This window comes from Pelagibacterium luteolum, assembly GCF_900100665.1.
Lineage (GTDB): Bacteria > Pseudomonadota > Alphaproteobacteria > Rhizobiales > Devosiaceae > Pelagibacterium > Pelagibacterium luteolum.
In genome coordinates this window covers 242316-261991 of sequence record NZ_FNCS01000003.1, presented here as the reverse complement: position 1 = coordinate 261991, position 19676 = coordinate 242316, and the positions used below count along the sequence as shown (strand labels likewise).

At 60.9% G+C, this 19676-nt stretch carries 22 protein-coding genes; 14 read left to right on the top strand and 8 right to left on the bottom strand.

Features of this window, described 5'->3' with window-relative positions; translation table 11 throughout:
• Positions 1-10: 10 nt before the first annotated feature.
• The 4 genes from accC to BLR31_RS07780 all read left to right on the top strand — a co-directional run bounded on the left by accC (position 11) and on the right by BLR31_RS07780 (position 4903).
• Entirely contained in the window at positions 11-2011 is a 2001-nt protein-coding gene (accC, locus tag BLR31_RS07795; RefSeq protein ID WP_090594372.1) for an acetyl-CoA carboxylase biotin carboxylase subunit, read from the top strand.
• Positions 2011-4128, top strand: coding sequence for a methylmalonyl-CoA mutase (scpA, locus tag BLR31_RS07790; RefSeq protein ID WP_090594369.1), 2118 nt, complete (start codon positions 2011-2013; stop codon positions 4126-4128). Before accC ends, scpA begins: the two co-directional genes overlap by 1 nt.
• Positions 4125-4550: a methylmalonyl-CoA epimerase gene (mce, locus tag BLR31_RS07785; protein WP_090594367.1), complete on the top strand. Its 426-nt coding sequence runs from the start codon at positions 4125-4127 to the stop codon at positions 4548-4550. The genes scpA and mce overlap by 4 nt, the downstream gene beginning before the upstream one ends.
• Before the next feature lie 71 nt (positions 4551-4621).
• Positions 4622-4903, top strand: coding sequence for a hypothetical protein (locus BLR31_RS07780; RefSeq protein ID WP_090594364.1), 282 nt, complete (start codon positions 4622-4624; stop codon positions 4901-4903).
• Between the two features lie 3 nt (positions 4904-4906).
• Here the strand turns inward: BLR31_RS07780 and murD are convergent, their stop codons facing one another.
• Genes murD through BLR31_RS07765 form a run of 3 tightly spaced genes read right to left on the bottom strand, consistent with a single transcriptional unit; the run spans position 4907 to position 8442 of the window.
• Positions 4907-6184: a UDP-N-acetylmuramoyl-L-alanine--D-glutamate ligase gene (gene murD / locus BLR31_RS07775; RefSeq protein WP_090594361.1), complete on the bottom strand. Its 1278-nt coding sequence runs from the start codon at positions 6182-6184 to the stop codon at positions 4907-4909.
• On the bottom strand, positions 6174-7505 hold the full coding sequence (locus BLR31_RS07770; RefSeq protein WP_090594358.1) for a MurL-like N-terminal domain-containing: 1332 nt from the start codon (positions 7503-7505) through the stop codon (positions 6174-6176). Before BLR31_RS07770 ends, murD begins: the two co-directional genes overlap by 11 nt.
• A 46-nt stretch (positions 7506-7551) precedes the next feature.
• On the bottom strand, positions 7552-8442 hold the full coding sequence (locus tag BLR31_RS07765) for a metallophosphoesterase family protein (protein WP_090594356.1): 891 nt from the start codon (positions 8440-8442) through the stop codon (positions 7552-7554).
• A gap of 97 nt (positions 8443-8539) precedes the next feature.
• Between BLR31_RS07765 and BLR31_RS07760 the strand changes: the two genes are divergently transcribed.
• Entirely contained in the window at positions 8540-9004 is a 465-nt protein-coding gene (locus BLR31_RS07760; RefSeq protein WP_244504978.1) for an NUDIX domain-containing protein, read from the top strand.
• A gap of 3 nt (positions 9005-9007) precedes the next feature.
• On the opposite strand, the gene BLR31_RS07755 is transcribed toward BLR31_RS07760, so the two are convergent.
• Positions 9008-9967, bottom strand: a complete 960-nt coding sequence (locus BLR31_RS07755) for a glutathione S-transferase family protein (protein ID WP_090594354.1) — start codon at positions 9965-9967, stop codon at positions 9008-9010.
• Positions 9968-10248: 281 nt separating this feature from the next.
• Here BLR31_RS07755 and BLR31_RS07750 point away from each other — a divergent pair, with 281 nt between their 5' ends.
• From BLR31_RS07750 to BLR31_RS07740, 3 genes are read left to right on the top strand one after another with little or no spacing between them, the layout of a single operon-like run.
• Positions 10249-10788 carry a GNAT family N-acetyltransferase gene (locus BLR31_RS07750; RefSeq protein WP_090594853.1) on the top strand — a complete coding sequence of 180 codons (540 nt, stop codon included), beginning with the start codon at positions 10249-10251 and terminating at the stop codon, positions 10786-10788.
• Between the two features lie 6 nt (positions 10789-10794).
• The gene (locus tag BLR31_RS07745) at positions 10795-11430 is read left to right on the top strand and encodes a CoA pyrophosphatase (protein ID WP_090594351.1); all 636 of its coding nucleotides are present in this window, start codon (positions 10795-10797) and stop codon (positions 11428-11430) included.
• On the top strand, positions 11417-12619 hold the full coding sequence (locus tag BLR31_RS07740) for a CCA tRNA nucleotidyltransferase (RefSeq protein WP_090594348.1): 1203 nt from the start codon (positions 11417-11419) through the stop codon (positions 12617-12619). The genes BLR31_RS07745 and BLR31_RS07740 overlap by 14 nt, the downstream gene beginning before the upstream one ends.
• A 36-nt stretch (positions 12620-12655) precedes the next feature.
• Here the strand turns inward: BLR31_RS07740 and BLR31_RS07735 are convergent, their stop codons facing one another.
• From BLR31_RS07735 to BLR31_RS07725, 3 genes are all read right to left on the bottom strand, one after another.
• Positions 12656-12841 (bottom strand): DUF1059 domain-containing protein, encoded by a 186-nt coding sequence (locus tag BLR31_RS07735; RefSeq protein ID WP_090594346.1) that lies wholly within the window; start codon positions 12839-12841, stop codon positions 12656-12658.
• 81 nt (positions 12842-12922) lie between these two features.
• Positions 12923-13819, bottom strand: a complete 897-nt coding sequence (hemF, locus tag BLR31_RS07730; RefSeq protein WP_090594343.1) for an oxygen-dependent coproporphyrinogen oxidase — start codon at positions 13817-13819, stop codon at positions 12923-12925.
• Positions 13820-13922: 103 nt separating this feature from the next.
• Positions 13923-14393 carry a tRNA (cytidine(34)-2'-O)-methyltransferase gene (locus tag BLR31_RS07725; RefSeq protein WP_090594340.1) on the bottom strand — a complete coding sequence of 157 codons (471 nt, stop codon included), beginning with the start codon at positions 14391-14393 and terminating at the stop codon, positions 13923-13925.
• A gap of 229 nt (positions 14394-14622) precedes the next feature.
• Here BLR31_RS07725 and petA point away from each other — a divergent pair, with 229 nt between their 5' ends.
• The 5 genes from petA (at position 14623) to BLR31_RS07700 (ending at position 18180) form a co-directional block, all read left to right on the top strand.
• Complete coding sequence (gene petA / locus BLR31_RS07720; protein WP_090594338.1) at positions 14623-15147, top strand: ubiquinol-cytochrome c reductase iron-sulfur subunit; 525 nt, start codon at positions 14623-14625, stop codon at positions 15145-15147.
• A 13-nt stretch (positions 15148-15160) separates the two neighbouring features.
• The gene (locus BLR31_RS07715) at positions 15161-16414 is read left to right on the top strand and encodes a cytochrome b (protein WP_090594335.1); all 1254 of its coding nucleotides are present in this window, start codon (positions 15161-15163) and stop codon (positions 16412-16414) included.
• A 21-nt stretch (positions 16415-16435) separates the two neighbouring features.
• Complete coding sequence (locus BLR31_RS07710) at positions 16436-17260, top strand: cytochrome c1 (RefSeq protein WP_090594850.1); 825 nt, start codon at positions 16436-16438, stop codon at positions 17258-17260.
• A 109-nt stretch (positions 17261-17369) separates the two neighbouring features.
• Positions 17370-17573: a hypothetical protein gene (locus BLR31_RS07705; protein ID WP_090594333.1), complete on the top strand. Its 204-nt coding sequence runs from the start codon at positions 17370-17372 to the stop codon at positions 17571-17573.
• A 73-nt stretch (positions 17574-17646) separates the two neighbouring features.
• Positions 17647-18180: an adenine phosphoribosyltransferase gene (locus BLR31_RS07700; RefSeq protein WP_210183894.1), complete on the top strand. Its 534-nt coding sequence runs from the start codon at positions 17647-17649 to the stop codon at positions 18178-18180.
• A gap of 36 nt (positions 18181-18216) precedes the next feature.
• On the opposite strand, the gene BLR31_RS07695 is transcribed toward BLR31_RS07700, so the two are convergent.
• Positions 18217-19059 carry an SDR family oxidoreductase gene (locus BLR31_RS07695; RefSeq protein WP_090594328.1) on the bottom strand — a complete coding sequence of 281 codons (843 nt, stop codon included), beginning with the start codon at positions 19057-19059 and terminating at the stop codon, positions 18217-18219.
• Between the two features lie 88 nt (positions 19060-19147).
• Here BLR31_RS07695 and BLR31_RS07690 point away from each other — a divergent pair, with 88 nt between their 5' ends.
• Positions 19148-19543: a winged helix-turn-helix transcriptional regulator gene (locus BLR31_RS07690; protein ID WP_090594326.1), complete on the top strand. Its 396-nt coding sequence runs from the start codon at positions 19148-19150 to the stop codon at positions 19541-19543.
• Positions 19544-19676: the final 133 nt, after the last annotated feature.

The window sequence follows — 19676 nt, the reverse complement described above, 5'->3', positions numbered from 1 at the left end:
GGTCGTCTAGATGTTCTCCAAAATCCTCATTGCCAATCGCGGTGAAATCGCATGCCGGGTCGTCAAGACCGCGCGGCGCATGGGTATCGCAACCGTTGCCGTTTATTCCGATGCAGATGCCGATGCGCTCCATGTGCGGATGGCCGACGAGGCTGTCCATATCGGTACGGCGCCGGCCAGCCAAAGCTATCTCGACATTGAAAAAATCATTGCCGCGTGTCGGCAGACGGGCGCCGTCGCGGTGCATCCGGGATACGGATTCCTGTCGGAAAACCCTGTGTTTGCCGAGCGGCTGAGGCAGGAGGGCATTTACTTCATCGGCCCGCCGGTCAAGGCCATCGAGGCGATGGGCGACAAGATCACCTCCAAGAAACTCGCAGCTGAGGCAGGCGTTTCGACGGTGCCGGGCCATATGGGGCTGGTCGCCGATGCGACCGAGGCCGCGAGAATCGCCAAATCCATCGGCTATCCGGTGATGATCAAGGCATCGGCGGGCGGTGGTGGCAAAGGCATGCGCATCGCGCGCTCGGACGCCGAGGTCGAAGAAGCCTTCGAGCGGTCGAAGTCCGAGGCGGCCTCCTCGTTTGGCGATGATCGCATCTTCATCGAGAAATATATCGAAGACCCCAGGCACATCGAAATCCAGGTTCTGGCCGACGCCTTGGGCAATTGCATCCATCTGGGTGAGCGCGAGTGTTCGATCCAGCGCCGCAACCAGAAGGTGATCGAAGAAGCGCCTTCACCATTCCTCGACGCACAAACGCGCGAAAAGATGGGCGCGCAAGCCGTCGCGCTAGCCAAGGCGGTGAACTATGTCAGCGCCGGCACCGTCGAATTCATCGTCGACAAGGATCGAAACTTCTATTTCCTGGAAATGAATACGCGGTTGCAGGTCGAACATCCCGTGACCGAACTGGTGACGGGGCTCGATCTCGTCGAGGAGATGCTGCGCATCGCCGATGGGCAGCCCCTCCGCTGGCGCCAGGATGAAATTGCCCTTAACGGGTGGTCGATCGAAGCGCGGGTCTATGCCGAAGATCCCTATCGCAATTTCCTGCCATCGACCGGTCGGCTCAGGCGCTATCGTCCGCCGACGGAGGAAGCCTCGGCCCAGCTCGTCGTGCGCAACGATACAGGTGTTTTCGAGGGCGCGGATATCAGCCCCTATTACGACCCCATGATTGCCAAGCTGGTGACGTGGGCGCCGACCCGCGCCGAGGCGATCGATGGGTTGGCGGAGGCACTCGACAGGTTCGATATCGATGGCGTGGGCAACAATGTGCCGTTCGTTGCAAGCGTCATGCAGCAACCGAGATTTCGCGAGGGGCGGCTATCGACAAACTATATCGCCGAGGAATTTCCGGACGGCTTTGCCGGCGCGGAGCTTGATGACGAAACTTTGCTGACGCTTGCAGCCCTGGCGTGTCGCGCGTCGTACCAGCTCGAAACGCGTGGTTTTCTCGATCCGGCAGTCACGACAAATGATTACAAGAGCGCCGAGCGCAGCGTTATCATCGGGTCGCGGCGATGGGACTTTTCCATCCCGAAATCGGACGAATCCTTTGTTCTAATGACCGATAACGGCCAACCTCTGCTCATCGAGGACGGATGGCAGCCCGGCGCCAGTCTGGCCGCCGCCGAGATCGACGGCAAGGCGATCACCGTGCGGATGGATCGCGTGACGTCTGGGTTTCGCATGCGCTATCGTGGTGCCGATATGGTCGCTAAGGTGCTCATGCCGCATGTGGCCGATCTCATGGTGCACATGATCGAAAAGACCCCGCCCGACATGAGCCGCTTCCTGCTCTGTCCCATGCCGGGTCAGATCGTCCGCGTCGATGTGGCCGAGGGCGATGTCGTCGAGGAAGGTCAGGCGCTGGCAATCGTCGAGGCCATGAAGATGGAAAACGTGCTCCGCGCCGAACGCCGCGCCAAAGTCACCAAACTCAACGCGGTAGCCGGCGACGTTTTGGCGGTGGATGCGGTTATCATGGAATTCGAGGCGGTGTGATGGGCAAGGCCCCACGCGATATCTGGACACATATCGCGAGCACCGAACTGCGCGATACGCCCATCGATGCGCTCAAACGCGACTATGGCGGGCTCGATGTGGATCCCGTCTATTTCGGCGCGGACGCCGCCATCCCCGGTGTCGAGCCGTTCACGCGGGGTGTAAGGGCCACGATGTATGCCAATCGGCCCTGGACCATCCGGCAATATGCGGGATTTTCCACGGCGGAAGAAAGCAACCGGTTTTACCGTCAGGCGCTCGAACGGGGGCAGAAGGGGCTATCGGTTGCCTTCGATCTGGCGACGCACAGGGGATATGATTCCGACCATCCCCGCGTCGTCGGAGATGTCGGCAAGGCGGGCGTCGCGATCGATAGCGTCGAGGACATGAAGCTTCTCTTTGATGGCATCCCGCTCGATCAGATGAGCGTCTCGATGACCATGAACGGGGCCGTGATCCCGGTATTGGCGATGTTCATCGTCGCTGCCGAAGAGCAGGGCGTTGCTCCCGAAAAGCTCTCGGGGACCATTCAGAATGATATCCTCAAGGAGTTCATGGTCCGCAACACCTATATCTATCCCCCCGAGCCCTCGATGCGGATCGTTGGAGATATCATTGCCTACACCAATCAGAACATGCCGAAATTCAACTCGATATCGATCTCGGGCTATCACATGCACGAGGCGGGCGCGACGGCGATACAGGAGCTTGCCTATACGCTTGCCGACGGCATCGACTATGTACGGGCAGCACAGGACCGGGGTCTCGATATCGACGCGTTCGCGGGGCGGCTGAGCTTCTTTTTCGGCATCGGCATGAACTTTTTCGTCGAGGTTGCGAAGCTGCGCGCGGCGCGTTCCCTCTGGGCGAAGATCATGACCGATCTGGGGGCAAAGGATCCGCGCTCGAAGATGCTGCGAACCCATTGCCAGACATCCGGCGTGTCGCTGACCGAACAGGACCCGTACAACAACATCGTGCGCACGGCCTATGAAGGGCTCGCCGCGGTTCTGGGCGGAACGCAGAGCCTTCATACGAACTCTTTTGACGAAGCAATTGCACTGCCGACGGAAATGTCATCGCGCATCGCGCGCAACACGCAGCTGATCTTGCAGCACGAGACGCGGATAACCGATGTCGTCGACCCGCTCGGCGGCTCCTATTATGTCGAAGCGCTGACGCGGCAATTGGTCGAGAAGGCCCAGGCGCTGATCGATGAGGTCCAGGCGCAGGGCGGCATGACCCAGGCCGTGCAGTCGGGCGAGCCCAAGCTTGCCATCGAGCGGGCCGCCGCCGAGCGGCAGGCGGGGATCGACAAGGGCGAAGAGGTGATCGTTGGGGTCAATCGCTATAGGCTCGAGACAGAGGCGCCCGTCGAAACGCTCGAGATCGACAACGCCAAGGTGCGCGCCAGCCAAATCCGTCGGCTCGAAGCGGTGCGCAATCGCCGTGACGAAGCCGTCTGCCGATCCGCACTCGATGCGTTGCGTGAATATGCAGCAATGGACGAGGGCAATCTTCTCGAAGCAGCCGTCGCCGCCGCTCGGGCCAGAGCCACGCTCGGGGAAATTTCCCAGGCGATGGAAGACGTCTTTGGTCGGCACGATGCGACGACGCGGGTGCTCTCGGGGGTTTATGCCGCCAGTTATGAAAACGACGCCCAATACGCACAAGTGGCGGATCGTGTCGCGACGTTCGGCGCAACGCATGGGCGTGCGCCTGCGATCTTCATCGCCAAGATGGGACAGGACGGGCATGATCGCGGCGCCAAGGTGATCGCGACGGCGTTTGCGGACCTCGGCTTTGCCGTCCAGATGGGCAGCCTCTTTGAAACACCGCACGAAGTGGCGGCGCATGCAGAGCAATTGGGTGTCGACGCGGTCGGCGTCTCGTCGCTTGCGGCGGGGCACAAGACCCTGGTGCCCGAACTGATCGGTGCGCTCCGCGATCGGGCCCTAGGCGATGTTGCGGTGATCGTGGGAGGTGTCATCCCCAGCGCCGATTATGATTTTCTGCGCAAGGCTGGCGTCGCTGAAATCTTCGGGCCTGGGACCAATGTCCTTGACGCCGCGTTCTCGGTCTTGAGCACTATCGAAGGCAGGTTGTCCAACAGATGATCGGACGCGTGAACCATATCGCTATTGCCGTACCCGATCTTGCGGCCGCAGCGGGGCGCTATCGTGATCTCTTGGGCGCACGGGTATCCGCGCCACAATCTCTCCCTGAACACGGGGTGCGTGTCGTTTTCGTTGAAGCAGACAACACCAAGGTGGAACTGCTCGAACCCTTGGGCGCACACTCGCCGATTACTGGATTTTTGGACAAAAATCCGGGAGGTGGGATGCACCACATCTGTTTTGAAGTGCCTGATATCGCCATGGCAGCGCGGCAACTTGTGGAGGCCGGGGCACGTGTGCTCGGCGATGGGAAGCCGAAGATAGGCGCCCACGGTCTGCCTGTTCTGTTTGTCCACCCCAAGGATTTCGATGGGACGCTGATCGAGCTCGAAGAGGTCAAACCCGACTTCTCGCCCGCCTGATTTCGGCAACGCGACGCGTTTTAGACGCCGCTCTAAGGTTTCGTTAAAACAAGTCGGGGCATCATCGCCTCATGAGCAGCACCGTCTCCACCGGCTTTAAGAAAATGAACTGGATGCCCAAGAAGTCGGCATGGCAGGAGATGCAACTCGCCCAGCAGCGCCGGCAGCAGTCTGCCGATCGCATCGATCGCATGAACATGGCTGCGTCCGGATTTCAGCGGGCACAGATGATGCAGATACAGGGCGTGGGTGAGCTTGCGGCGCAGAACGCCCAGTCGCGCCTTCACGCTCAGGTCAAGGAAATGCAGGCCCAGCTCGAAAAGCGCTTCGAGGGTTTTTCGAAACTCGCCTGACGCCTATTGCCCGAAATATTGGCGGGCCAGCGCCTTGAAGCGGTCCCCCCGTTCCTCGAAATTCTTGAACTGATTGTAGCTCGGCGCGCCGGGCGACAGGATGACCGTATCGAAGATTTCGCCTGAATTGGCGAGAGCCTGCATGGCGTTTTCCAGCGTCGAGCAGTCCGCGACGGGGATAGGTGTGTTTTCGCGCACAGCCTTGCCGAGCCGCGTCCCAGTGACGGGAAGGCAGCAGAGCATGACGACAGAGGTGAGCCCCATCAAATTGGCAAGGTCGGTATAGTCTTGCTGCCGCTCATGCCCGCCCGCGATCAATGCGATCTTGCGCCCCTTATAGGCTGCAAGCGCGACCTTGGTCGCTTCAGGCGTCGTGGAGATCGAGTCGTCGACAAATAGGATCGAGCCGACGGCCAGTTCTTCGAGCCGATGTGGAAGCGGAATGAAGGCTTCGATCCCAGCGAAAATGCCCTCTCGCGTCGCGCCGGCGGCCAGGGCGATGGCGGCAGCCAGCCGCGCGTTGTCGTGATTGTGCGCGCCCTTGAGGCGCGACTTCATCGCCGCCATCAGGATTTCATCGCCGAAATCTATATCGAGCCCCGGAATGCGCTTGGTCCCGGCCGGGATCGCCGCGTTGACACGATCCACAGTCGCGGCCTGTGGGCCAACCGCCACGAGGTTTGGCCCTTTGGCCAGAAGGTTGAGCTTGTCGCGGTAGTACGTGTCCAGCCCGCCATGCCAATCGACATGCTCGGGGTAGAGGTTGGAAATCGCGGCAATATCCGGCGCGAAATCGATATCGGCGGTCTGGTAGGAGGATAGCTCCAGAACCACGGTCCGCGCTTTATCCGCAGCATCGAGCGGCGGAATGCCGACATTGCCCGCAAGGATCGCATCCACGCCCGAATGCTCGAGCATGAGATGGACGAGCGTGGCTGTCGTCGACTTCCCCTTGGTGCCGGAGATGGCCACGACGGTGCGGCCTTCGCGGAAATGAGCGCCCCAGAGATTGAGGTTTGAGGTGACCGGCACGCCGGCCGCTTTCGCCGCAGCAAAGATCGGCTTATAGAGCGAAACGCCGGGGCTTTTGACGATCATGCCGAAGCGTTCAACCACGCCGGCCTCGTCGGGCGATATGAATGTCGCCCCATCGAGCGTCGCTTCGCCATCGTCTGCGGTGACGAACAATTCGAGATGCGGATAGCGCTGGCGCAGGAAAGCAGCCGTCGAGCGTGCCTCGCGACCTGCGCCGTATAAGAGGACGGGTCCGTCAATGTGCATGCGGTGTCACCACGCTTTCAATCGGGGCGGGGATAAGGTGGTCGTCGCTGTCGACCATAAGATCGCGATAGGCCGTCTCAAGATGCGCCTTGCCGTAAAAGGCTTCGAGTTCCGGGCGTAGGGCGGCGACCACGGCGGCGTCACGCCAGTCCGGATGCTCGGCGATCCGCCACAGGCAGGCAGCGGCTTCGAGAATTTCGCCCACACATTCCCACGGTTTGTGCCCGGAGAGGCCGGTCAATTCTCGATAGGCGGGGATGTTGGAGGCATCATCGAGCACATTTTGGTCGAAAATACCAACCAGACGGTCGCGCGGCATTTCCGGCGCAAAGATCAGGAACACGAAATGACATTTGGGGCATTTCCCGCACCAGAGGGCATCATCGTGCCCGTTCAGACGGAAGTTCCGGTTGCAGCTTGAAAACACATCGTCATAGCGCGACGACCGTGCAAAGAGCTGCGCGATCCTGGCCTCGGAGTAAGGCCTCAGCAGCGAGTAATAGCTGAGCGCGCCCCCGGTTGCGTCGAGAAGGATGTCGCGGATTGAACGTTCGAAATCGATCGATTTGGAATATTGGTGATTGGCCTGTCGACCGTCGAACTCGATATTGCCCTCGCTGGCAGAACGCTCGTTGGACAAGACGATGCTGGAATAGCCGTAGAGAACGCTGGCCAGTGCGGCGATCATGGAATTGATCGCGGTCGAGGGCACATGCCCGTTGTAATAGCCCGGCTCTTGCCCCAGCCGGATCATCTCGGAATCGAGCAAGCGCTGCACCGACAATAGGCCCCGCTCGGCGCGCTCGGCCGAGGTGACGATCGGACCCTTGGGATTGACCGCGAAAAGCGCGATGTCGAGACCGGCTGCGTCGAGCAATTGGACGCTCACCAGAGAATCCTTGCCCCCGCCAACCAGCACCAATGCGCGATCGGGTAGGGAGAGCGGCGCCGGTTGCGCGCCATGGCCGGCAGTCAGGCGCAACTGGCCGAACCGCTTGAGATCATTGCGGGCATAAAATTCGCCGAGCCCATTTTCATAGACATCGATGATGAACGTCCGCTGCGCTTCCGATAGCGACAGCGCGGAGGCATCGATCTCGAAGGGGGCGAGCAGTTTGAAATAGCTCACGCCCAAAACGGCGGCGGTCAGGTCGAGCAGGGCGGCGAAGGCTTCGGATGTCGCGCGCTTGGCGTCGATGCCCGCTGTCGGAAAGCGCAAGCGTTCTGAAAAAGCATGATCACCAAGCTTATAGCGAAAACGGGCCTCGCCCGTCGCGCTGTCGAACTCAGGCTTCTCGATGATGAAAATGGGCTGGCTCAATCGGTCTATCCTGCGCCGCCGGGCGGCAGCATGAATCAGTATGGGTTCAGTATATCCGCATTTGCAAGCGCAAGGCGATCTCGTCGCCGATGCGCTGATAGCCATATTCGCGCATCAGGCAATTCCACTGCGTACCGACGCGTTCGATGCGGAAAAGATTGTAGCGCCCCGGCGCATCGTGTCCCTCTGGGGAGGCCGATGCGGCCGCGACGCCGATCACCGGAATTTCGCCATTCGGACCCGGAATGGCGTTGATCGAAGATAGATGCGTGTGCCCGTGGAGGATCATTTCCGCGCCACCCTCTTGGAGCACAGAGCGGAAATCGCTCCCGTCCCAAAGGCCGAGGCGTTTGGACTTGGCAAACTCCTCGTACGGCGGATGGTGGATCATCACGACGCGAAAATAATTGGCCTCGCCCAGCAGCGCGAGAAGTTTGCCCAAGCGCGCCAGTTGGTCCGAGCCAACCTTGCCGGCGGCGAAAAACGGCGGGGTGCTGACGGCGCTTGAGACGCCGATCATCGCGACCATGCCGATACGTCGTACGTAAGGGAAGGGGCTGTCGTCGAGCGTCTCGCCGCTCATATAGCCCGCATAGGTCGAGAGCGCAGAATCGAGAGCGCCCTTCACATAGGCGTCGTGATTGCCGGGGATCGCGCACACGGTCTCGGGATCGCCGAGCGCGGCGAGCCAATTGGCGGCGCGCGCTGTTTCGTCCTCCAACGCGAGATTGACGAGGTCGCCCGTGACGGCCGTCATGTCGGGCCCGTGGGCCTTGAGATGCGAAATCAGCGCCGAGAGCGTGTCGCGCCGCATGTCCTTGCCGCGCTTGAGCTTCCAGTTCAGCCAGCCCGTCAGGCGCTTGGAGGCCAGTTCACGGGGCGTGATGTCGGGCATCGGCGCCAGATGGACGTCGGATATGTGCGCAAGGGTAATCATTGACCGCACTATTGGCACGGGGGCTGCGGCAAGAAAATGGCTGATTGCCGTCTTTGCCGCAATTTGTCATGGGTGGGGATGACAGAGAGGTCCAAGCGTGCCCGATACATTCACCAAGCTCAAATTCTTCCTGATGCTGCGGGCCGTTGGCCTCATGCGGCAGATGACGCTGGGCGCGCGCGTCGCTGTGATTATTGATGGGAAAGTGCTGGTAGTTCGGCACACTTATGTCGGGGGCTGGCACCTGCCGGGCGGCGGCGTCAGCCCAGGCGAAACCTCGGCAGAAGCTGGTCGACGCGAAGTGCTCGAAGAAACGGGTTTTGCCATCCAGGGCGAAATGAAGCTAATTTCGCTCTATCACTCTACCCTCTACACAAACCGCGACCACGTCGCCTTGTTCGTTGCGAACGCAGCGACCCCGCAACGCGCCTTCAAGCCCGGTCGCGAGATCACTGAAATCGCTTGGCTCGATATCGATGCGCTCCCGGATGACACCAGCCCCGCCACGCGGCGAAGGCTGGATGAAATTGCCGGTCGCGAACCGATATCGCCGAACTGGTGATCGCTACTCGATAAATTCCAGCACCGGTCCTTCGGGGATAATGCGGTGCGGATTGATGGTGGTATGGCTCCAGTAATAATGCGTCTTGATATGATCGATGCGCAAGGTTTCCGCCACGCCTGGCCAGTTGTAGAGCGTCTTTAGATATTTCGAGAGGTGCTCGTAGTCCGCAATGCGACGGATGTTGCACTTGAAATGGCCGACATAGACGGCATCGAACCGCATGAGCGTCGTCACCAGCCGCCAGTCCGCTTCGGTCGGGGCGTCGCCTACGAGAAAGGGTTGCTGCGTCAGGATGCCCTCGACCCAGTCTAGCGCTTCGAAAAGCTTGGTCACGGCGTCGGCATAGGCGTCTTGCGTCGTCGCGAAGCCGGCCTTGTAGACGCCGTTGTTTATCTCGTCATAAATCCGGGCGTTGAGGCGGTCGATGTCTTCGCGCTTGGATTGCGGATAGAAGTCGAATGTGTTGCCGGTCACCTCATCGAATGCCGAGTTGAACATCCGGATGATTTCGGCGCTCTCGTTGGAAACGATTGAGCCGGTTTTCTTGTCCCAGAGTACGGGCACGGTCACGCGGCCCGTGTAATCTGGCATTGCCTTCGCATAAATCTGCCAAAGCGTCTCGGCACCGTGGATGGGATCCTTGTCAGAGCCCATTTCGCCGGTGAAGGCCCAGCCGGTTTCGTCTGGCATTTTGGGCGAGACGGCCGTCACCGTTATGTGCTCGGTCAGTCCCTTAAGCGCCCTGAAAATCAGCGTGCGATGCGCCCAGGGACAGGCATAGGACACATAGAGATGGTAGCGTCCGCTTTCTGCAGCGTAGCCGCCTTCACCGGTGGGGCCAGGGGAACCGTCAGCTGTGACCCAGTTGCGGAAAGCGGATTCCGAGCGCTTGAATTTTCCGCCCGTCGATTTTGTATCGTACCATTGGGTCGACCATTTGCCGTCGATCAATTGCCCCATCGTCCAGAACTCCTGTTGTTTGAAAACGTAACGGCAATCTAGGCAGATTGTTCTCGACGATTAGTCCCAACGCGTCGAACAGCGCGTTTCGTCGCGCGTCTGGCCCGGTCGCGCGCATTTCTTGTGGACCCGAGGGGAGTGCAGTGGTAAAGTGGCGATCGGTCATTTTGGTGGAGACCAAGCCAATGTTCAGCATCGAGCGGGATATCCGACGACTTTAGGTCCGCGCCTGTGTTGCGCGATGCCGTCGTATTGCCCTCTTCGAGTTGGAAATTGTGATCATGACCGCCACTTCGCCGCTCCTGGCCGAGACCATCCCTACGCCTGCCGCACTTTCGATCCGGCTCGAGACGCCGGACGATGATGCGTGGATCGAAGCGCTGCACGAAGTCTCGTTCGGCCCGGGCCGTTTTGCGCGCGCTGCCTATCGGGTGCGTGAGCGGATCGCCGTGGACGACAGCCTCTCGACGATTGCCGAAATAGATGGTGAGCGCGCAGCGTCGGTTCGCATGACGCCGATCAGCGTCGGTGGGCTCAATGGCTATATGCTTGGCCCGCTGATGACCGATCCGCAGTTTCGCAAGCAGGGCGCTGGGCGGGCGCTCGTCAAGCATGTGTGCGATCTGGCGCTTGCGCGCCCCGGTATTGCGTTCGTGCTGTTGGTGGGCGACTTTGCCTATTATGGGCCGTTGGGATTCGAGCGGACCGTGCCGAGCGCCATCCGGTTTCCTGCGCCCGTCGATCCGGCTCGGATACTGGTCATGGCGGCAGACGCGAGTTTGGCTGAGACCCTGACGGGAGACGTGGCCCCCTGGGTATAGGTTCGCATGGCGTTCGATAGCGACATTGCAGAGATTGCCCGACGCCTGCTGGATATGCCCGAGCCCATGCCCGATGCCGGCGATCTGGTGGCCGATTTTCAGATCGCCGAACTTGATGGCCGTCCTCCCGTCCCCGCAGCAGTGCTGATCGCCCTGATCAGGCGCGGATCGGGATACACCGTGCTCTATACCGAGCGTTCGAACAGCTTGCGCAATCACTCAGGACAGGTGGCGTTTCCCGGTGGCCGTATCGATCCGGAAGATCAGGACGCAGCCTATGCTGCCCTGCGCGAAGCCAATGAAGAGGTGGCGCTCGACCCTGCCGATGCCGACATTCTCGGGTTCATGCCCTATTACTATACCGGCACGAATTACTTCATCACCCCTGTCGTAGCCGTGGTCGATCCCAAACGGCCGTTTATTGCTAATCCCGGCGAGGTGGACGATGTCTTCGAAGTCCCCGTCGAGACCCTTATCGATGACGCGAGCTATGGCAAATTCCGTGTCCATCACCGGGGGCAGGAGCGCAGAAGCTGGCAGATCGATCACGAGGGCCATCGTATCTGGGGCATCACAGCCAATCTGACCCGGCGTTTCCGCGATAGCGTTCTGGTCGGCGAGGCCGAACATGCAGAGCCGTGAAGCGCTGGAACGGCTGAGATCGGCCGGTTGGCTCGCGCGCGCACGTCCGTTTTTCGATGCGCTGGACGGCGCCTCCATGCGAACGCGCGCCGTAGGCGGGCTAGTCCGCGACACTTTATTGGCGCGACCGGTCGGGTCCGGCGATATCGATCTGGCGACCGAACTTACGCCCGACGAGGTCATGTTCCGGGCGGCAAAAGCCGGGATCATCGCCCATCCCACGGGCATCGAACACGGTACAGTGACGCTTGTTAGTGACGGTGTAAGCGCCGAGGTCACAACATTACGTCGAGACGTCGAAACCTTCGGCCGCCATGCGCGCGTTGTGTTCGGCGCCGACTGGGCAGCGGACGCTGCGCGGCGCGATTTTACGATGAACGCGCTTTATGCCGATGCAGACGGAAACCTGTTCGACCCACTCGGCGGGCTTGAGGATTGTCTCGCCCAGCGCGTCCGGTTCATCGGAGACCCCAACCAGCGGATCGCCGAGGATCGACTGCGCGTCTATCGCTATTTCAGGTTCTCCGCGACCCATGGTGGTCAACAGCTCGACCCAGCGGCCATTTCAGCCTGCGAGCGCGCCGCCGGCGATCTGGGCGCGCTTTCGGCCGAGCGAGTCGGCGCTGAAATGATGCGCCTGCTCGACGCGCCTAAATGCGCGCGTACCTTAAAGCAAATGGCTCGGATCGGTTTGCTCGACCCGGCGCTGTTTGACGAAATTGGCCTTGATGCATTGGCGCTTCGGGAGGTGCAGAGCGAGCCCACGGCCACACAGCGGCTTGGCCTTTTGGCCGCGCTGGGGCGTGATATTGCCCCCTTGCGAGAAAGCTGGCGGCTCTCGAACGCGACTATGGAGGTCATCGACAGAACGCGTCGCGCGGCGGATATCGCGGCGTCAGGACGCTGGCTCGAATTGGCACAGTTCGGTCCCGATGTCGCGATGGATGGTATCGCCGTCGCTCAGGCTGTCACGGTCCGCGACGCAGATTGGCGTCTGAGCGCCGAAAAATCGACGCACGCGAGGCTGGGCCGCAAATTCCCGCTTTCCGGGGCACATCTTATTGCGAAAGGTTTCACACCCGGTCCGGCCATCGGTGCCGAGCTTAGCCGGCTGGAGCGCTTGTGGCTCGAATCGGACGGTGCTCTGACCAAGGCCGATCTACTCACGCGCGTCGTCACGCCGCGATAAAATAATGCCCCGGGGGTTGGCCGGGGCATGACGTCATCAGTGTTTGGTCGGCACGTCGAAGATACGTTCCTTGATGCGCTCGACCATATCGGGGCGCACATCGGTTTCGCCGTGCTCGGCCCTCAGCTTTTCGACCGCCTTGCGGACGACTTCAGCCTCGGTTTCGGCCGTTGCGTGCCAGGTTGCTCCGGGGATCAACGACCCGCCATCAAAGCGTTTCATGGTCTTCCTCCGTATCCTTTGTTGAATGAATAGAGGAAACCATAAAACGGGCAATACGAGGGCGGGTTCCGACCTGAAAAATCAGGGCCAGCGCACTTCGGGCGGCATCGAGGAAAGAATCGAAGTGACGTTACCGCCGGTCTTCAGGCCGAACATCGTTCCCCTGTCATAGAGCAGGTTGAACTCGACATAGCGACCCCGCCGCACGAGCTGCTCGTGGCGCTGTTCTTCGGTCCAGGGTTTTTCGAAATTGCGCCGAACGAGTTCAGGATAAATTTCGACGAATTGCCGCCCAACGTCCTGGGTAAAGGCAAAGTCCGCTGCCCAGTCGCCCGTGTTATGACGATCATAGAAAATCCCGCCGATGCCGCGCGGCTCCTGGCGGTGGGCGAGGTAGAAATACTCGTCGCACCAATCCTTGTAGCGCTGGTAGTCGACTTGGGGATGCGGATCGCAGGCCGCCTTCATCGCTGCGTGAAACGCGGCCGAATCCGGGTCATCCTGCGTGCGCCGTACATCGAGCACCGGGGTCAGGTCGCCGCCGCCGCCAAACCACCAATTCGAGGTCACGACCATGCGGGTGTTCATGTGCACCGCCGGAACGTTGGGGTTCCAGGGGTGCCCGATAACCGAAATGCCCGAGGCCCAGAATTGGGGGTTATCCTCTGTGCCGGGGATCTGCTTGGCAAATTCGGGCGAAAACTCCCCGAACACCGTCGAGATGTGAACGCCCATCTTCTCAAAGACCCGCCCATGCAGCATCGACATTTCGCCGCCACCGCCGGCCGGGCGATCCCAGACGTCGCGCTCGAAGCGGCCCGGCGCGCGGTCCGCGTGAGGGCCAGTGACCTCGTCTTCAAGCCGTTCGATCGCGGCGCAAAGATCGTCGCGGACCTGGCGAAACCACGCAGAGGCTTTGGTTTTCTTGTCTTCGATGTCGTGGGGGAGGGGCATGGTATCTTTGATCGGAGCGTTCATGGCGTTGGCCGGTCCCTAGCATGTCATTTCGCCAGAGACCATGGCGCAGGGCGCCCGCGTTAAGGTTGATCGAGGTCAAAAGCGACAGCATGCCACACCGGGCTCACGACAAGCTGTCGAACCCGCCAGTCTGACGCAGAGCCTCCCCGAGTACAATCGAAGCCGAGATCGCGACGTTGAGCGACCGTGCCCCGGTGCGCATGGGGATACGCAGTCTCAGATCCGCGTTTTCAGCCACGTCTTCCGGCACGCCGGCGCTCTCGCGGCCGACCATCAGGATATCGGACGGGGCATAATGTGCGCTTGTGTGCGGCGTCGATGCCTTCGTCGTCAGGAGCATCAGCCGATGGCCGGCCTCTCTGCGCCATCCGTCGAAAGCTTGGTAGCTGTCGTGTTCCACCATTTCGACCTGATCGAGATAATCCATGCCGGACCGTTTGAGCGTGGCGCGCGAAAACGGAAAGCCGGTCGGATGGATAATGTGTATGGCGATGCCGAGACACGCGCCGAGCCGCAGTAAAGTGCCGGTGTTCTGGGCGATATCGGGCTGATAAAGTGCAAGGGCGAGGGGCAATGGCTAAACCGTGGCGGCAGGTTGGCGAAATCCAGGTGGGTATAGTGTCGCATATCGGCTTCGTCACCAGTCCCAAGGCTGGACAAGTCCAATAGACAGTGCAAAAAGAAGCCAAAAATCCGCACCGCCTTCCGGGCGGCGGGCCCGAGTCGTGTACCCTCAAACACCACAAGGCGGCCCACGCGGGTGCTCAGAACAAATTTGTGCAGGCCTTTTGGGGACTAGAGCTTTGGCGACAGCGAGCGAAACAAAAGCGACACGACGCGATTTTCTATACATCGCAACAGGTGCGGTGGGTGCGGTCGGGGTGGCCGGCGCCGCCTGGCCATTGATCAGTCAGTTAAATCCCAGCGCCTCGGTGCTGGCACTGGCATCCATCCGGTTCGATGTTTCGACGGTGCCCGAAGGCTCGTCGGTGACCATCTTGTGGCGGGGTCTTCCGGTCTTTGTGCGTCATCGTACGCCAGAGGAGATCGAAGCGGCCCGTGCCGTGCCGCTGTCGGAACTCCGCGATCCGGAAGGCGATGAAGAGCGTGTGCTCGAAGGGCACGAAGAATGGCTCATCATGGTCGCGAACTGCACCCATCTGGGTTGCGTTCCCGTCGGTGAATCGGGTGACTTCGGCGGCTGGTTCTGCCCCTGTCACGGTTCGCAGTTCGATACGGCCGGCCGTATTCGCCGCGGTCCTGCGCCCACCAATCTGGTGGTGCCGCCTTATGAATTCGTATCCGATACCATTGTAGAGATCGGGTAAGGGGGAGCACATCATGGCAAATCACGCTGGCAATTATACGCCGGGCTCCGGGTTCGAGCGTTGGCTCGACGACCGTCTCCCGATCGTCAGGTTCTCCAAAGAACACCTGATGGACTTCCCGACCCCGAAGAACCTCAACTACTGGTGGACCTTCGGCGGTATTCTGGCCTTCATGCTGGTGGTGCAGATCGTCACCGGCATCATCCTCGTGATGCACTACACACCCCATGTGGACCTGGCGTTTGCTTCGGTTGAGCACATTCGCCGCGACGTCAACTATGGCCGCATCATCCAGGGTACCCACGCCGTGGGCGCCTCGATGTTCTTTGCGGCAATCTACGTCCACATCTTCCGCGGGATGTATTACGGCTCCTACAAGGCGCCGCGCGAAATCATCTGGATGCTGGGCGTCGTGCTCTTCATCCTCGTGATGGCAACTGCGTTCATGGGTTACGTTCTGCCCTGGGGCCAGATGAGCCTTTGGGGCGCGACGGTCATCACCGGCATTTTCTCGGCTGTTCCGCTGGTTGGCGAAGCGATCCAGACCATGCTGCTGGGTGGCTTCTCTGTTGCCAATCCGACGCTGAACCGGTTCTTCTCGCTGCACTATCTGCTGCCGTTCATCGTCGCAGCGGTGGTCGTACTGCACATCTGGGCGCTGCACGTTCCGGGCAACAACAACCCGACCGGCGTCGAGGTCAAGGAAAGCCGCGATACGCTGCCCTTCCATCCGTACTATACGATGAAGGACCTGTTCGCGATCATCGTGTTCCTGATCCCGTTCGCATGGTTCGTGTTCTTTGCGCCCGATATCCTCGGTCACGCCGACAACTACATTCCGGCCAATCCGCAGGTCACGCCGTCTCACATCGTGCCTGAATGGTATCTGCTGCCGTTCTACACCATGCTGCGGGCGATCGACTTCAACGTGCTGTTCATCGACTCCAAGCTCGGTGGCGTCATCGTGATGGCGGGATCGCTGCTGATCCTCTTTGCGCTGCCCTGGCTCGATACCTCCAAGGTGCGTGCCGGTACGTTCCGCCCCCTGTTCAAGCCGTTTTACTGGCTGTTCGTCGTCAACTTCATCGCGCTGGCCTATCTCGGGGCCCAGCCGGCGGAGGGCATCTATACGGTGCTCGGCAAGATCACCACGGCATACTATTTCGCATACTTCCTGATCATCCTTCCGCTCCTCGGACGGATTGAAAAGCCCGCGCCGCTGCCGGTTTCCATCTCGGAAAGCGTGCTCGGCAAGGCCAAGGGTTGATTGGGGGCAAGGACAACAATGATGCTTAAAAAGACGATCCTTGGCGCAGTTGCCTTCCTTGCCGTTACCCTCTCGGGTGGCGCGGTGCAGGCGGCTGGCGAGTACACCGAGACCTACCAGCAGGACTGGAGCTTTTCGGGGGTGTTCGGCACCTATGACGAGAACCAGCTTCGTCGCGGCTTCCAGGTCTATCGCGAAGTCTGCTCGAGCTGCCACGGCCTCGATTTCATCGCCTTCCGCAATCTGTCGGATGCGGGCGGACCGCACTACAGCGAAGATCAGGTCCGGGCACTGGCTGCCGAATATACCATCGCAGACGAAACCGCCGATGGCGGCGAGCGTGAAGGCATTCCGGCCGATCGCTGGCCCGAGCCTTTCCCCAGCGACCAGATCGCCCGTGACGCCAATGGCGGCGCTCTGCCGCCCGATCTGTCGCTGATCGCAAAGGCACGTGGCATCAGCCAGCCTTTCCCCTGGTGGGTCTTCAACTACTTCACCGCGTATCAGGAAGCGGGTGCGGACTATGTCTACAACCTTCTGACCCGCTATGAAGAGGCGCCCGAAGGTTTTGAAGTGCCTCCCGGCCAGTACTACAACGAGTATTATTCGGGCCACCTCATCGCCATGGCGCCGCCGCTCTCGGACGGTATCGTGAGCTATGATGACGAAACCACCCCCGAGACCGTCGACCAGTATTCGCGCGATCTTGCGGCCTTCTTCCAGTGGACGGCAGATCCGCACATGGTCTCGCGCAAGACGATGGGCTTCAGGGTCATCATCTTCCTCATCGGCTTCGCCGTGCTGATGTATATCGTCAAGCGGCGCATCTGGCGCGACGCGCACTAAGCGTCCGCGCAGCACGCATCAAAGGGCCCCTCGGGGCCCTTTTTCGTTGCAGCGTCTTGTTCTCGCCGCAGGAATTGGTCATTGTTGCAGTGTTGACCGGGAGATTACCATGTCGGCTTTCAAGGTCGCCAAGACTGTTGCCATCATTGCCTGGGCGGCAAGCCGCAACCCGGCGGTGCGTGCTGCCGTAAGGGCAGCGCCCAAGCTGGTCTCCACAGAGCGTAAGCTGGCAGCAGTGCAGGCCGCACGGCGCGCCGCTCGAAAGGCTGGCGAATTGACCGCCAAGGTCATGCCGCCCAACCGGTATTTCTGAACGAGAAATCTTTCCCGAGCGTCTGAATCATGATTGGATCGCGCCGATTTCGACGCGGGCAATAGGCATCACCATGACACTCGACCTCAAGGCGCTTGTGCGCTCGATTCCCGACTATCCCAAGCCCGGCATCATTTTCCGCGACATCACTTCGCTGATCGAAAATTCGGACGGTTTTCGCGAGAGCTGCCAACGGCTCGCCGACGCGCATCGCGACAAGGGGATCACCCGGGTGGCGGGTATCGAGGCGCGGGGCTTCATTTTCGGCGCCGGCGTGGCCATTGCGCTAGGTGTGGGCTTTGTCCCCATACGCAAGGCCGGCAAGCTGCCCGGTGAAACCATAGGGCAGAACTACGCTCTGGAATATGGCGTCGACACGATCGAAATTCACGCCAATGCGGTTGGTCCGGATGACACTGTATTGTTGGTCGACGATCTGATCGCAACCGGCGGAACGGCCATCGCTGCGGTATCGCTCCTGCGACGTACTGGGGCAAGCGTTCAGCATTCGGCCTTTGTCATCGACCTTCCCGATATCGGCGGGGCCGCCAAACTGCGCGCGCAGGGCGTCGATGTCGAAGCGCTCATTGCCTTTGAGGGGCACTGAGAGAGCGACGCTCGCCGCTCTCTCTGCGCCGGGCTGCTATTTGAGCGCCAGAGCCACGGCCTGCTCGAGCGTCTGGGTCGGGCGGCCCAGAAGCGTGCTCAGGGCCTTGCTGTCATCATAGAGTGCACCCGACGCCGCCTTCTCGTCGCTGTCGGCGATCAGCTCGGCAGCGGCAGGGGGTAGTCCAAAGCTTTCCAGCAACTTCGCGTACTCCGCCTTGGGCAGGTTCGCATAGACGACAGGCTTGCCGGACTGTTTCGAGACTTCGGCGGCCAGTTCGGTCATCGTGAAGGCGTCGTCATTGGCGAGTTCGTAGGTCTTGCCGGTGTGCCCGTCAGTGACGAGAGCGATGGCTGCGGCTTCCGCAAGGTCTGGGCGGCTGGCGGTGGTCAGTTTGCCGTCCCCGGCCGAGCCGGCGATCGTGCCGCTGGCAACCGCTCCACCCAGGCTACCGGTGTAGTTCTCGGTGTACCAGGAGTTGCGCAGGATCGTGTAGTCGAGGCCCGACGCCTTGATCGCGGCCTCGGTCGCCCGGTGCTCGGGCGCCAGAACGATGGGTGAGGTGTCAGCGTGCAGGAGGCTCGTATAGACGACGGCCTTGACGCCCGCAGCCTGGGCCGCTGCAATGATGGCCTTGTGCTGCGGTTCGCGCTTGCCCACTTCGCTGCCCGAAATCAGCAAAAGCCGCTCGACGCCGTCCAGTGCCTTGGCGAGGTCGTCAGGCTTGTCGTAGTCGAAGGCCCGCGTTTCAACGCCAAGGTCGGCGCCTTTAGCGAGGTCGCGTATCAGCGCGACGGTCTTGTCACCGAACCCGCGTTTTTTCAGTTCGGCGATGACGATGCGGCCCAATTGGCCCGTGGCTCCGGTAACGGCGTACATGATGATGCTCCTTGTTTTGCAGAGGGAACACCCATATATTCACCAAACTTACCAAGAGTAAGTACGTACAGAAAAGTAAGCATGAAAAATGTCCAACGCACCTGACCGCAGTCCTCTCGCCCTTGCCATGGATCGCGGCGCGCTTTTTTCCGAGGCCTGCCCATCGCGCGAAGTGCTCAAGCATCTGACCAGCCGATGGGGTGTGCTTGTGCTCATCGCCCTCATGGACGGCACGCACCGCTTCAGCGCTCTGCGGCGGCGCGTGAGCGGTGTTTCCGAGCGCATGCTGGCGCAGACGCTGCAATGGCTCGAGGAGGACGGCATGGTCGCGCGGGTGTCATATCCCGTCGTTCCGCCCCATGTGGAATACAGCCTGACACCCTTGGGGCGTGAGGCCGCTGAACGCGTCCAGGCCCTGGCCGATTGGATCGAAACCAGCATGCCGCGCATCGGCGCCGTCTGGGCCGCCAACGCCGCCGAGTGACGACCAAGACAGCGGGTGACAATCCCATGTTCGCCGATCACTGAGGCTTCGGTACGTCTCTGCCGTCTCACACCTTCGACACTGAAGGCACCGTGGGTGCTCCGTCGGCACCAGCTCCGGCGCCGACGGAAGA